This window comes from Devosia sp. (genome assembly GCF_028290645.1).
In the GTDB taxonomy this organism is placed as follows: Bacteria; Pseudomonadota; Alphaproteobacteria; order Rhizobiales; family Devosiaceae; genus Devosia_A.
Genome location: NZ_JAQGJL010000247.1, coordinates 1 through 13,695, shown reverse-complemented (window position 1 = coordinate 13,695; position 13,695 = coordinate 1). Strand labels below are relative to the sequence as shown.

Sequence of the window (13,695 nt, the reverse complement as noted above, 5' to 3'; positions counted from 1 at the left end):
TCCACCGCCACCACCGCAAAACCCTTGCCGGCATCGCCGGCCCGCGCCGCTTCGACCGAGGCATTCAGCGCGAGGAGGTTGGTCTGGAACGCGATATCGTCGATCAACCCGATGATGTTGGAAATCTTCGCCGACGACTGGGTGATCCGCTCCATCGCCGAGGTCGCCGCGCGCATCACCTCGCCGCCCTGCTCGGCCGTCCGCGACACATCCGCCGCATTGCTGCTCGCCGATTCGGCGCGCCGGGCGTTCTCCAGCACCGTCACCGCCAGCTGCTCCATCGCCGCCGAGGTTTCCTCGATCGTCGCCGCCTGTCTGGTGGTCCGCTCGCTGAGATCGTTGGCTCCGGAGAGGATTTCGCCGGTCGCCACCTTCAGCGACCGCGACGTCGCGCGAAGGTTGGTCACCACCTCGGTCAGCCGGTCGCCGACCGCGTTGGTGTCATCCATCAGCCGCTTCAGCGAGCCCGAATAATTGCCCTCCATGCGCCGCGTCAGGTCAGCCTGCGCCAGCGCCCCGAGCACCTGCCCGGTCTCGCCGATCGAGGCGTCCACCGTCGCGACCAACTGGTTGACGCTGTGCGCGAGGGCCTGCAGGTCCCGGTCTGCGAACCCGTCGCTCACCCGGCGGCTGAAATCGCCGTCGAGCGCCGCGCCGACCACCTCGCCGATCTCCCGGTTGAGCGCGGCCGCCGCGTCCGCCCGCGCCACCGTCAGCTTCGCCGTCGCCGCCGCCTCGCCCGCCAGCGTGTCGCGATTGCGCAGCGCCTCGCGGAAGATGCCCAGCACACGGCCGAGCCCGTTGACCTCGGCGATCTTGTGGCTCGCCTCGACGCTCACCTCGAGATCGCCCTCGGACAAGCGTCGCAACCCGTCGGTCATGTTGGCGAGAGGCTTGGCAACATAGCGCTGCGCCAGCACCATGGTGGCGAGCGCCAGCCCCAGGATCAGTGCCGGCCCGACCAGGCTGATGAGGTCGGAGAGCAGCGCATTGCGCTCGGCCGCGCGCAGCTGCGCCAGGTTCGCCGCCTCGATCGCGTCCGAGATCGCCGACATCTGGCCTTCCAGCGCCGCGAAGCTTTCATCGAACGCCGGCAGGTCCGCGGAGGCCCCGGCGATGTCGAGCTTGTTGATCTTGCCCACCAGCGCCGTCGCCGACTTCACATAGGCATCGAGCGGCGCCTTCACCGCGTCGAGCGCGCCCCTGATGCTCTCGGGCAGATCGAGGTTCTTTTGCGAATCGATCGCCTGCCGGAACGAGGCGCCATAGTTCATCACGTCGGCATAGGAGTCCTTGACCATGTCGAAGTCGCCGCTGATCCCGGCATAGAGTCCCCGGAACACCGTGCCGCGCAGGGTGTCGTGCAGCATGTCGGCGGTCATGTGCGCCCGCATCGACGCCATCATCGCCTCGGACTTTCGCCCCGATACCTTGAACTCCGTGGAAATGTAGAAGCTCGCTGCGGCCACCATGACCGCACCCAGCACCAGCGCCGCCGACAGTCCGGACACCAGGGTCCTCAGCCGGACCCCGTTTGCCGGCTTCGCTTCGGAGCCGGCGGTACCCTTGTTCTTCATTCTGAAGTCCCTTGTCGGCCGACGCGATCGCCTTCTGGCGGCGGCGAAACGCGTGGCCGGTACGCGCTCGTCCCCGGCAAGCCTGCTGCACCGTGGTTAATGCGCAGTTTAGGATCGGGACCCGAACAAAAATTCCCTTGCCCGCCTGTCGGGGTGGGCCCAAAAGCAAAACGGGCGCCCCGAGGGACGCCCGTTTGAACTCTCTGCTCCACGTCGCTCAGTGCGCCGCGCCGGTCCCCACCGAAGCGTCGAGCAACAGGTTCCGCCAGTTGTCGATTTCCTGCTGCAGCCGCATCTGCTCGTCGGCGGTGGCCGCCGCCTGCTGGGCGGTGAGCCCGGCCGCGATCAGCCCCTCGATCTTGGAACGGTCGAACTCGGCGATATCCTCCGCCTCTTCGGCGAGGATGGTCAGCCCCTCGGGCGACACGTCCGCGAAGCCGCCGCGCACATAATAGACATGGCTGATCCCGGCGCTGTTGACCACGGTGACGAAACCCGGCTTCAGCGTCGTCATCAGCGGCGCATGGTCGCCCAGCACGGTGAAATAGCCATCGGCGCCCGGCACGGTCACCGACTGCACGGTCTCCGACAGCAGCAGCCGCTCGGGCGAGACGATTTCGAGTTTGGTGCCTTCGGCCATGGTCCTGCCTTTGCAATGATCTGGGTCCGCCCGCTGGGCGAACCCGAGTGCGTCACGTAAAGCTTAGGCCGCGGCGGCCAGCTTCTGGGCCTTCTTGACCGCGTCCTCGATGGTGCCGACCATGTAGAAGGCGGCCTCCGGAAGGTGGTCGTACTGGCCGTCCACAAGGCCCTTGAAGCCCTTGATGGTGTCTTCGAGCGCGACGAAGATGCCCGGCGTGCCGGTGAACGCCTCGGCGACGAAGAACGGCTGGCTCATGAAGCGCTCGATCTTGCGGGCGCGCGCCACGGTCAGCTTGTCCTCTTCCGAGAGCTCGTCCATGCCCAGGATCGCGATGATGTCCTGCAGCGACTTGTAGCGCTGGAGGATTTCCTGGACGCGACGGGCGACGTTGTAGTGCTCCTCGCCGACGATGTTGGCCGAGAGCATGCGCGAGTTCGAATCGAGCGGATCCACTGCCGGGTAGATGCCCTTTTCCGAGATCGCGCGGTTCAGCACGGTCTGCGCGTCAAGGTGCGCAAACGAGGTCGCCGGCGCCGGGTCGGTCAGGTCGTCGGCCGGCACGTAGATCGCCTGCACCGAGGTGATCGAGCCTTTGTTGGTGGTGGTGATGCGCTCCTGCAGCGCGCCCATGTCGGTGGCGAGTGTCGGCTGGTAACCCACCGCCGAAGGAATACGGCCGAGCAGCGCCGACATTTCCGAACCCGCCTGGGTGAAGCGGAAGATGTTGTCGATGAAGAACAGCACGTCCTGGCCCTGGTCGCGGAAGTGCTCGGCGACGGTAAGGCCCGAGAGCGCCACGCGGGCACGGGCGCCCGGCGGCTCGTTCATCTGGCCGAACACCAGCGCGCACTTCGAGCCGGCAGTCGAGCCGTTGTTCTCATGCGGGTCCTTGTTCACGCCCGATTCGATCATCTCGTGATAGAGATCGTTGCCTTCGCGGGTGCGCTCGCCGACGCCGGCGAACACCGAGTAGCCGCCATGCGCCTTGGCGACGTTGTTGATCAGTTCCTGGATCAGCACGGTCTTGCCCACGCCGGCGCCGCCGAACAGCCCGATCTTGCCGCCGCGTGCGTAGGGGGCCAGCAGGTCCACCACCTTGATGCCGGTGACGAGGATCTGCGCTTCCGAGGCCTGCTCGACGAAGCTCGGCGCATCCTGGTGGATGGCGCGGCGCGACGCGGTGACCACGGGACCCGCTTCGTCCACCGGCTCGCCGATGACGTTCATGATGCGGCCGAGCGTCTCGTCGCCCACCGGAACCGAGATCGGTTCGCCCGTATCGCGCACCGGAGCGCCGCGAACGAGGCCCTCGGTGGTGTCCATCGCGATGGTGCGGACGGCGTTCTCGCCGAGGTGCTGGGCGACTTCGAGGACCAGGCGGCTGCCATTGTTGTCGGTCTCGAGCGCGTTCAGGATCGCCGGCAGGTGGCCGTCGAAGACCACGTCCACAACCGCGCCGATGACCTGCGAAACCTTGCCGACCGGCAGGCCGGAGGTCGAGACCACGACGGTCGAAGCGGCCTGGCTGGCCGGGGCTTTCTTGGCGGCGGGAGCCTTGTCGGTCGCCGGGGCTTTTGCTGCAGTCGCTGCGCGGGCCATGATTTACCTCGTTCCTGCTAGAGCGCTTCCGCGCCCGAAATGATTTCGATGAGTTCTTTGGTGATCTGCGCCTGGCGCTGCCGGTTGTAGACCAGCGTCAGCCGCTTGATCATGTCGCCGGCATTGCGCGTGGCGTTGTCCATGGCGCTCATCTGCGCCCCGAAGAACGACGCGTTGTTTTCGAGCAGCGCCCGGAAGATCTGCACCGAGATGTTGCGCGGCAACAGGTCCTCGAGGATGGCTTCCTCGTCGGGCTCATACTCGTAGTTGAGCGTCTCCGCGTCGGTCGCCGGCGCCTCGAACTTCGCCGGGATCAGCTGCTGCGCCGTCGGGATCTGCGCGATCACCGAGCGAAAGCGCGAATAGAACAGCGTCGCCACGTCGAATTCGCCCGCCGCATACATGGCGAGGATCTTCTCGCCCACCTGCGAGGCGTTGACATAGCCGAGCTGGCGCACTTCGCGGAACGAGATCGTATCGACGATCCGGTCGGCGAACACCCGCTTCAGGATGTCGTTGCCCTTGCGGCCGACGGTGAGGATCTTCACCGTCTTGCCCTCGCCGATCAGCTTCTGCGCCGTCTCCCGCGCCAGCCGCGCGATCGACGAGTTGAAGCCGCCGGCCAGCCCGCGCTCGCCCGTCGCGACGACCAGGAGATGCACCTGGTCGCGACCGGTCCCGGCGAGCAGCGCCGGAGCGTCCTGCCGGCCGGCATAGGCCGCGCCGAGCGCCGCCAGCACGTTCCCCATGCGCTCGGCATAGGGACGCGCCGCCTCGGCCGCTTCCTGGGCACGACGAAGCTTCGCCGCCGCCACCATCTGCATGGCCTTGGTGATCTTCTGGGTCGACTTGACCGAGGCGATCCGGTTCTTGAGGTCCTTTAGCGAAGCCATCGGGCCACTTTACTCCTCATGCGCGACCGACCGGCCGCGCGGCATGATTGGCCTTAGGCCTGGAACGTCTTCTTGAACGCGTCGATCGCCGCCTTGAGCTTGGCGCGCAGGTAATCCGACAGCGCCTTCTCCTTGGCGATCGCCGCGAGGATGTCGGCGTTTTTGGAGCGGAGCGCGCTGAGCAGGCCCGCTTCGAACGCGCCGACCGCCGACACCGGCAGGTCGTCGAGATAGCCCTGGCCACCGGCGAAGATCACCGCCACTTCCTCTTCCGGCTTCAGCGGCGAGAACTGCGGCTGCTTCAGCAGCTCGGTGAGACGCGCGCCGCGGTTCAGAAGCCGTTGCGTCGCCGCATCGAGGTCCGAGCCGAACTGCGCGAACGCCGCCATTTCGCGGTACTGCGACAGCTCGCCCTTGAGCGAACCGGCAACCTGCTTCATCGCCTTGATCTGGGCGTTGCCGCCCACGCGCGACACCGAGATACCGACGTTCACCGCCGGACGGATGCCCTGGAAGAACAGGTTGGTCTCGAGGAAGATCTGGCCGTCGGTGATCGAGATCACGTTGGTCGGGATATAGGCCGACACGTCGTTGGCCTGCGTCTCGATGACGGGGAGCGCGGTGAGCGAACCCGAACCATGCTCTTCATTGAGCTTGGCGGCGCGCTCGAGCAGGCGCGAGTGCAGGTAGAACACGTCGCCCGGATAGGCTTCACGGCCCGGCGGACGGCGCAGCAGCAGCGACATCTGGCGATAGGCCACGGCCTGCTTGGTGAGGTCGTCATAGGCGATCACGGCATGCATGCCGTTGTCGCGGAAATATTCGCCGATGGCGGCGCCGGTCATCGGCGCAAGGAACTGCATCGGAGCCGGGTCGGACGCGGTCGCCGCGATGACGATCGAGTATTCGAGCGCGCCCGCGTCTTCGAGCACCTTGACGAACTGCGCCACGGTCGAGCGCTTCTGCCCGACGGCGACGTAGATGCAGTAGAGCTTCTCGCTCTCGGGTGCATTGGCCGCGTGCGCCGGCTTCTGGTTGAGGAAGGTATCGAGAATGACGGCGGTCTTGCCGGTCTGGCGATCGCCGATGATCAGCTCGCGCTGGCCGCGGCCGATCGGGATCAGCGCGTCGATGGCCTTGAGCCCGGTCGACATCGGCTCGTGCACCGACTTGCGCGGCAGGATGCCCGGCGCCTTCACGTCGACGCGGCGGCGTTCCTGGGCGCGGATCGGGCCCTTGCCGTCGATCGGGTTGCCGAGCGCGTCGACCACGCGGCCGAGCAGTTCTTTGCCCACCGGGGTATCGACGATGGCGCCGGTACGCTTTGCGACGTCGCCTTCCTTGATGCCGCGGTCATTGCCGAACAGCACGACGCCGACATTGTCGGTCTCGAGGTTCAGGGCCATGCCCTTGATGCCGCCCGGGAACTCGACGAGCTCACCGGCCTGCACGTTGTCGAGGCCGTAGACGCGGGCGATACCGTCGCCGACCGACAGAACCTGACCGACTTCGGAAACTTCCGCTTCCTGGCCGAAATTCTGAATCTGCTCCTTGAGGATCGCAGAGATTTCCGCGGCTTTGATGTCCATTATCCGACCTCTTTCATCGCGATCTTCATCGCCGTGAGCTTGGTTTTGAGTGAGCTATCGATCATCTGGCTGCCGACCTTGACCACGAGGCCACCGATCAGGCTGGGATCGACATGTTGGTTGAGCGTGACCGACTTGCCGATCTTCGCCTTCAGGGTCGATGCAAGACTGGTCAGCTGGGAGCTGGAGAGCGGCGTCGCCGACGTCACGTCCGCGCTCACTTCGCCGCGCGCCTCGGCAGCGAGTCCGCGGAACGCCTTGATGATGGCGGGCAGCGCGAACAGCCTGCCGTTGCGGGCAATCACCTTGACGAAGTTGCCGACCGTGGTGTGCGGGTTGGCCCGGGACAGGATGGCGTGGATCGCAACCTCCTTCTCCTCGGTATTGATCACCGGAGAGCGAAGGAACCGCGCGAAATCAGGGCTTTGTTCGGCCAGCGCCAAGAGGTTCACCAGCCCCTGTTCCACCGCCACGACGGAACCGTCGGCCTCGGCGAGATCGAATAGCGCCTGCGCATACGGCCGCGCGATATGGGAAAGCACTGAATCCTGCGCTGCCAATGCCCCGTCACCCTCGTGCTGCGCAACCCGAACCCGGCCGATGGAGGCGCCGGTGGTTGCTGTCGCTTATGATTGTTCGCCGGGAAAAGCCGTCAGCCCCCCGGATTTCGCGCCCCCTCTAACATGCGATCTTGGGCATCGCAAGGCACCGGGACACGAGTCTTTCGGGGAGTTTTGTCGCAGGGCCAAATACTGGAGCGCCGGGGCCAACGGCACCGGCGCGCAGAGCGCAGCGAGCGGGTGAAACGAGGCCCCGGAGCGGCTAGCTTCCCTTGAAGGCGCTGCTCAGCTGGTTGAACGCATAGGGCGCAAACAGCGACGCTCCGGCAAGAAAGAATCCCCCGAGGCTGGCGAGCAGGCTCTCCACCCCGCCCGGGTCGGCAAATGCCTTGTAGAGCACGATATTGCCGATCCCCCAGATGAAGCACGCCAGCACTACCGCCCCGACCATGCCCGCAACCCGGCTGTAGCTGGTGTCGGCGCTGATCCCCTGGGAGGTCTCCTTGGTCTCCTTCTGCTCCATCTTGATCCCCCCGCCATCCGTGGGCGTCGGCTCGGCCGACGTGGTGACCTGCTTGATCGTGTCCGCCGGCCCCTTCTCCATGAGCGCGCCCTGCAGGTCGACATTCTTGAGCGTCATCTGCAGCAGCCGCAGGATGGCGATGTTGAAGACAATGATGGCGCCCCACATCACCACAGGCGCACTCCCCAGGATCCAGTCCTGTCCGGTTTCCATTTCATTCCCCCATGACCCCAAGCGGGTCCGGCAGTAGGGAACCGGCAATGTCCGACAGGCAATCCGGGCTTCCCCGGATCAGTAAAACCCGCAATGGCGGGGCTCTTCCCCACCGGCGATCTTCACAGGAAACTCTGCGGATCGATATCCACCTGCACCCGCAAATTCCCCGTCACCTTCGGCCCGGTCTCGAGCCAGAACCGGACATAGCCGCTCAGGTCGAAATCCTTGCCCGATTGCGCCAGCAACCGCACCCGATGCCGCCCGCGAACCATCGAGATCGGCGCATCCGCCGGCCCGAACAGCTTCAGCCCCTCCGCCATCGGCGCCGCCGCCAGCAGCGCCTTGGCGAAGGCGAAGGCCGGATCGTGCTCGTTGGCCGAAACGATCAGCGCCGCGAGCCGCCCATAGGGCGGCAACTGCCCCGCCTCGCGCGCCAGCAATTCATGCGCATAGAACGCCTCCCGATCCCCCTTCACCATCGCCTGCATCACCGGATGGCTCGGGTGATAGGTCTGGAGGAACGCCTTGCCGGCCCGGTTGGCACGCCCCGCCCGCCCGGTCACCTGCGTAAGTATCTGGAACGTCCGCTCCGCCGCCCGCGGGTCGCCCCGGTCGAGCCCGAGGTCGGCGTCGAGCACGCCCACCAGCGTCAGCTTTTCGAAATGGTGCCCCTTGGCCACCAGCTGCGTGCCGATGACGAGGTCGTACTCGCCCCTCTCGATCTCGGCGAAGCGGTCGCGCAACTGCGCGTTCGAGCCCATGTCCGACGATAGGATCACCATCCGCGCCCCCGGAAACCGCGCCGCCGCCTCCTCCGCCACCCGCTCGATCCCCGGGCCGATCGGCACCAGCGATTCGACCGCCCCGCACGCCCCGCAGCTCTTCGGCACCCGCTGCTCGTGCCCGCAATGATGGCACATCAGCACCCCGCGGAACCGGTGCTCGACCAGCCAGGCCGAGCAATCCGGGCACTGGTACTGGTGCCCGCATGCCTTGCAGAGCGTCAGCGGCGCATAGCCCCGCCGGTTGAGGAACAACAGCGCCTGCTCGCCCCGGTCGAGCGTCGCGAACACCTCCCGCGCCAGCCTGGGCGCAATCCACTGCCCCTTCTCGGGCGGCTCCTCGCGCATGTCGATCGGCGCGATATCCGGCATCACCGCTTCGGCAAACCGCGAGGTCAGCAGCACATGCTTGTAGCGCCCCTGGTTGGCATTGTTCCGGCTCTCGACCGATGGCGTCGCCGACGACAGGATCACCCGCGCCTCGGCGAACTTCGCCCGCACCACCGCCATGTCCCGGGCGTGATAGTTCACCCCCTCATACTGCTTGAACGCCCCGTCATGCTCCTCGTCGAGCACCACCAGCCCCAGCTCGCGGAACGGCAGGAACAGCGCCGAGCGCGCCCCCAGCACCACCCGCACCGTGCCGTTGAGCACTCCCCGCCAGGTCCGTGCCCGCTGCGCCGGCGTCATGTCCGAATGCCACTCGGCGGGCTTGGTCCCGAACCGTTTGGTGAACCGCGTGAGAAAGGTGTTGGTGAGCGCAATCTCCGGCAACAGGATCAGCGCCTGCCGCCCGGCGCGCAGCGTATCCGCCACCGCCTCGAAGAACACCTCGGTCTTGCCGCCGCCGGTGACCCCGTCGAGCAGCGCCACCCCGAACTCGCGCACATCGATCTCGCGGATCTGCTGCAGCGCCGCCGCCTGCTCGAGGTTGAGCACCGGCGCCGCGGCATCCGGATCGGGCGGCAAGACGATCGGCGGCGGCGCCATCTCCAGGCGCTCCAGTGCCCCGGCCTTCTCCAGCCCCTCGACCACCGAAGCCGACACTCCCGCCGCCCCGATGATCGCGGCCTTGGCCCAAGGCTCGCCGTCCATCAGCAGCTCGAGCACCTTTTCGCGCGACCGGGTCAGCTTCCCCGGTTCGACCCCGGTCCTGCGGAACGCCGTGATCGGCCGCTCCGCCTCCAGCGCCTCGGTCGAGCGCAACACGCTCCTGAGCACCAGCCCCGGCGCCGCCAGCGTATACTTCGACACCCAATCGACCGTCTTCAGCAGCTCTTCACTGAGCGGCGGCGTGTCGTAGACATGCGCGATGTCCTTCAGCCGGTTATGCGCGTAGTTATCCTTGGGCAGCCCCCACACCACCCCCAGCGTCAACCGCCCGACCAGCGGCACCGCCACGATCGAGCCGCGCTCGACCGCCATCCCATAGGGCACCCGGTAGCTGTACGGCCCATCAACCGACACGCTCACCATCACCGCCACGATGTCGGGGGTCTTTTCCACTGTGCCTGCTTTGTTCACGGCTGAGATAGGAATTGCAAGGCGAATTTGCCATGTCAGCCACCAGCGCAGTTGATCCTCCCCCGCGTTGCGGGGGAGGGGGACCGGCGGAGCCGGTGGAGGGGGCGCGGGAGCCAAGATCCACGGTACTCCTCTCCCCGTCGGGGAGAGGGTGGATCGACCCCGGCGGAGGCCGGGGACGAGACGGGTGAGGGCCCGGGAGCCACTTACCCCCGCCATGCGTTCATCACCCGACTGCTGACGCGTCCACCGGAGACGCCGTCGCATCAGTGCCGTGCATCACCATGAGGAGCTTCCCATGACCAGCACGATTCCCGACGGCTACACCACCGTCACCCCCTGGATCATCTCCGCCGACACCCCGCAACTGATCGCGTTCCTCGCCGCAGCCTTCGGCGGGGTGGAAATTGCCCGTCTCGCCAACGCGGACGGCAGCATTGCCCACGCCGAGATCCGCATCGGCGACGCCGTGGTGATGGCCTTCGACGCGCCGGAGGGTATCGCCCCGGTCCCCGCCTTCATCCGCCTCTACGTCCCCGACGCCCGCATCGGCTTCGCCAAGGCCATCCAGGCCGGCGCCACCGAAGTCACCAAACCCACCCTCCTCGCCTTCGGCGACCGCGTCGCCCGCATCCGCGACCCCCTCGGCAACATCTGGTGGCTGCAGCAGCGCGTCGAGGACGTGTCCGAGGAAGAAATGCAGCAGCGCTGGGGTGACCCCAGATGGTCCGAACCCATGGCCTACGTCCAGAAGTCCCTCGTCGAAGCCCTGCGTCGCTAACCCGCCCCCCAACCATCCGTGATCGCCTTCTCCCCTTGTGGGAGAAGGTGGCCGAAGGCCGGATGAGGGGCCGCATCGCCAGGCGATGCGCGCTCGGGCAAAGCGGCGAGCGACGGGAAGCCCCCGCACCCCATTTGCCGAATCCTAACCCTCCCACGCGCATCCTCTCCCGCATGTCCCACGCCCTCCTCACCGACGCCGCCCTCGCGACCCACATCGCCAACTGGCAGCGCGACCTCGGCGCCGTCCGCCGCCTCGCCCCGCTGACCCTCGAGGCCTATCTCCGCGATCTCGGCCAGTTCATCACCTTCCTCTCCGCTCACACCGGCGGCGAAGTCAGCCTCGCGACCCTCGAGGATCTCCGCGCCGCCGACATCCGCGCCTTCCTCGCCGCCCGCCGCAATGACAGCCTCGGCTCCCGCTCGCTCGCCCGGGCGCTCTCCGCCCTCAAGAGCTTCTTCGGCTTTCTCGAGCGCGAAGGCATCCTCGCCACCGAGGCGCTCAACACCATCCGCACCCCCAGGCAGCCGCGCTCGCTGCCCAAGGCGCTGACCGTGCTCGAAGCCAAGGCCACCCTCGAGACCACCAATGAGCTCGAGGACACCCCCTGGGTCGCCGCCCGCGACATGGCGGTGATCTCGCTCTGCTACGGCGCCGGCCTCCGCATCTCGGAAGCCCTCGGCGTCACCCGCGCCGACCTCGAATCGAGCGCACTGCGCGTCACCGGCAAGGGCGGCAAGACGCGTCTCGTCCCGTTGATCGCCCCCGTCCGCCAGGCGATCGACACCTATCTCGGCCTCACCCCGTTTCACCCCGGCCCGAACGAACCGATCTTCCGCGGCAAGAAAGGCGGCCCGCTCTCTCCGCGCCTGATCCAGCTCCGCATGCAGCAACTGCGCGGCGCCCTCGGCCTCCCCCCTTCGGCCACCCCCCACGCGCTCCGCCACAGCTTCGCCACCCATCTCCTCGGCCGCGGCGGCGACCTCCGCGCCATCCAGGAACTGCTGGGCCACGCCTCGCTCTCGACCACGCAAATCTACACCGCGGTCGACACCGAGCGGTTGCTCGAGAGCTACAGGGCAGCGCACCCAAGGGCGTGACTTCTACTTCCGCGCGGGCCGCCCCCCTGTCCCCTAAAGAATAGGGAGGGAGACCAAATCACCGAAATCGAGGCTAGCGTCTCCCTCCCCCTGTTCAGGGGGAGGGGACAGGGGTGGGGGTCCCCAGCCACCGGCGCCTCGGTGGTGGGGGTCCCAGCCACCGGCGCCTCGGCGAGAGCCCCCGAACGCACCGTTCACCCATCCGCCCACTTTACAGCCCCGTGGCCGCGGCGTACCTATCCCCGCCATGACCGCTCGCAACCTAATTATCGGCAAACTCTGCCTTCGGCCCTTCGGGGACCGGGACGCGACGGCTATTTGACCCTCGATGCTCACCGGCCCCGCCATCAGGCGCGGGTTCCCCGGTGTGTCTGATGGCAGGGCCAGAACTGGACCCGCCAAGAATGTCTTCCGAGACTGCACCGACCCCCTCCGCCGCCCGCCCGGCGGTCCCGCCCTTCGCCTGGGCCGGCATCGCGCTCGCCCTCGCCGGCGCAGCGTTCTTTGCCACCAAGGGCATCGTCATCAAGCTGGCGCTCACCGAAGGCATCGACTCGGTCACCACCCTCACCTGGCGCATGATCGTCGCCGTGCCGATCTTTCTGACCATCGGCATCGTCACCTATCGCAAGACCCTCGCCGCCACCCCGCCCGGCGCCCCGCCGGTGCTGACGCTGCCGGTCCTGCTGCAGACCCTCGGCGTCGGCGTCATCGGCTACTACGTCGCGAGCCTCCTCGATTTCTCGGCGCTCGAATACATCACCGCCCAGTTCGACCGGTTGATCCTCCTGACCTATCCGTTCTTCGTCGTGCTGTTCGGCGCGGTGTTCTTCAAGCGCCGCATCACCCTGCCGATGGTCGCCGCGCTCCTCGTCTCCTATGCCGGCATCGCGCTGATCTTCTGGCACGACCTCAGCATCGAGGGTGACAACGTGCTGCTCGGCGCCGGCCTCGTCTTCGGCTCCGCCATCGCCTATGCCGCCTACCAGCTGATGGCGAAGCCCCTGATCGACAGGCTGGGCCCGCAGCTCTTCACCTCGATCGCCATGAGCGGCGCCGGCCCCGCGGTGATCGCCCACTTCCTCTTCACCCACCCGGTCACTGACCTCGCCGTCACCGGTAACGGGTTCCTGCTGATGCTCGCCATCGGCACGGTCTCGACCGTGCTCCCCGCCTACTGCATCTCCGGCGCCATCGCGCTCATCGGCCCCGAACGCACCGCCATCATCGGCAACGTCTCGCCGGTCGTGACGGTCGGCCTCGCCATCGGCATCCTCGGCGAAGCCTTCACCATCTGGCACGCCCTCGGCACCGTGCTGGTGCTGGGCGGCGTCTTCCTGTTCACGAGGAAGGAAAAGCCAAGGCAAAAGGTGCTGGAGGAAACCACGGCCTAGAGCCTTCTTCCCCTCTCCCCTTGAGGGAGAGGGTGCCCGAAGGGCGGGTGAGGGGAAGTGGCGATATCAAGCCCCTCATCCGGCGCTGCGCGCCACCTTCTCCCTCAAGGGGAGAAGGGAAGAAAGTAGAGCGTGCCGGACGAGCGAAGCGAGGAGCGATTGGAGTGCGCGGAGAGAACCCCTCATTCGCCCTTCGGGCACCTTCTCCCACAAGGGGAGAAGGCGATCACCCCGACACCGAGTACCTTGCACCCCCCGGACGAGCGAAGCGAGGACCTCGCGCGTCGCGCGCCCATCGGAGCGCCAGCGAGGAGTGGCCTACAGGCCACCCCGCAGCGGTACGGCGCGTGAGATCAAAACCCGTCGCGTGAGGCCTAAATATGTATCGCCCCATCCCCGAGCATCAGCGCGGCTTCCTTGATCGCCTCGCTCAGCGTCGGATGCGCATGCGTCGTCCGCCCAAGATCCTCGGCGCTCCCCGAAAACTCCATCAGCACCACGATCTCGTGGATCA

The 13,695-nt window shown here is 67.1% G+C and carries 12 protein-coding genes; 3 read left to right on the top strand and 9 right to left on the bottom strand.

The genetic code is table 11. From position 1 onward, the window contains the following. The 8 genes from JWQ89_RS13660 to JWQ89_RS13625 form a co-directional block, all read right to left on the bottom strand. The coding region (locus tag JWQ89_RS13660) for a methyl-accepting chemotaxis protein (protein WP_299641874.1) at nucleotides 1–1,577 on the bottom strand (1,577 nt) is incomplete at its 3' end. Nucleotides 1,578–1,794: 217 nt separating this feature from the next. Further along, nucleotides 1,795–2,217: a F0F1 ATP synthase subunit epsilon gene (locus tag JWQ89_RS13655; RefSeq protein WP_299641873.1), complete on the bottom strand. Its 423-nt coding sequence runs from the start codon at nucleotides 2,215–2,217 to the stop codon at nucleotides 1,795–1,797. A gap of 63 nt (nucleotides 2,218–2,280) precedes the next feature. After that, a complete protein-coding gene (gene atpD / locus JWQ89_RS13650; protein WP_299641872.1) occupies nucleotides 2,281–3,819 on the bottom strand; it encodes a F0F1 ATP synthase subunit beta in 1,539 nt (512 codons plus the stop codon). Nucleotides 3,820–3,836: 17 nt separating this feature from the next. Continuing rightward, the gene (locus tag JWQ89_RS13645) at nucleotides 3,837–4,712 is read right to left on the bottom strand and encodes a F0F1 ATP synthase subunit gamma (RefSeq protein ID WP_299641871.1); all 876 of its coding nucleotides are present in this window, start codon (nucleotides 4,710–4,712) and stop codon (nucleotides 3,837–3,839) included. Nucleotides 4,713–4,765: 53 nt separating this feature from the next. Further along, on the bottom strand, nucleotides 4,766–6,301 hold the full coding sequence (gene atpA / locus JWQ89_RS13640) for a F0F1 ATP synthase subunit alpha (RefSeq protein WP_299641869.1): 1,536 nt from the start codon (nucleotides 6,299–6,301) through the stop codon (nucleotides 4,766–4,768). Beyond that, entirely contained in the window at nucleotides 6,301–6,861 is a 561-nt protein-coding gene (locus JWQ89_RS13635) for a F0F1 ATP synthase subunit delta (RefSeq protein ID WP_299641868.1), read from the bottom strand. Before JWQ89_RS13635 ends, atpA begins: the two co-directional genes overlap by 1 nt. A 262-nt stretch (nucleotides 6,862–7,123) precedes the next feature. Continuing rightward, nucleotides 7,124–7,597 carry a hypothetical protein gene (locus JWQ89_RS13630; protein ID WP_299641867.1) on the bottom strand — a complete coding sequence of 158 codons (474 nt, stop codon included), beginning with the start codon at nucleotides 7,595–7,597 and terminating at the stop codon, nucleotides 7,124–7,126. Between the two features lie 122 nt (nucleotides 7,598–7,719). Then, nucleotides 7,720–9,888: a primosomal protein N' gene (locus tag JWQ89_RS13625; RefSeq protein ID WP_299641865.1), complete on the bottom strand. Its 2,169-nt coding sequence runs from the start codon at nucleotides 9,886–9,888 to the stop codon at nucleotides 7,720–7,722. A 316-nt stretch (nucleotides 9,889–10,204) separates the two neighbouring features. Here JWQ89_RS13625 and JWQ89_RS13620 point away from each other — a divergent pair, with 316 nt between their 5' ends. The 3 genes from JWQ89_RS13620 (at nucleotide 10,205) to JWQ89_RS13610 (ending at nucleotide 13,181) form a co-directional block, all read left to right on the top strand. Then, nucleotides 10,205–10,687, top strand: coding sequence for a VOC family protein (locus tag JWQ89_RS13620; protein ID WP_299641864.1), 483 nt, complete (start codon nucleotides 10,205–10,207; stop codon nucleotides 10,685–10,687). A gap of 173 nt (nucleotides 10,688–10,860) precedes the next feature. Beyond that, a complete protein-coding gene (locus JWQ89_RS13615; RefSeq protein ID WP_299641862.1) occupies nucleotides 10,861–11,787 on the top strand; it encodes a tyrosine recombinase XerC in 927 nt (308 codons plus the stop codon). 404 nt (nucleotides 11,788–12,191) lie between these two features. Beyond that, entirely contained in the window at nucleotides 12,192–13,181 is a 990-nt protein-coding gene (locus JWQ89_RS13610; RefSeq protein WP_299641861.1) for a DMT family transporter, read from the top strand. 374 nt (nucleotides 13,182–13,555) lie between these two features. On the opposite strand, the gene JWQ89_RS13605 is transcribed toward JWQ89_RS13610, so the two are convergent. Then, the coding region (locus JWQ89_RS13605; RefSeq protein ID WP_299641876.1) for a hypothetical protein at nucleotides 13,556–13,695 on the bottom strand (140 nt) is incomplete at its 5' end.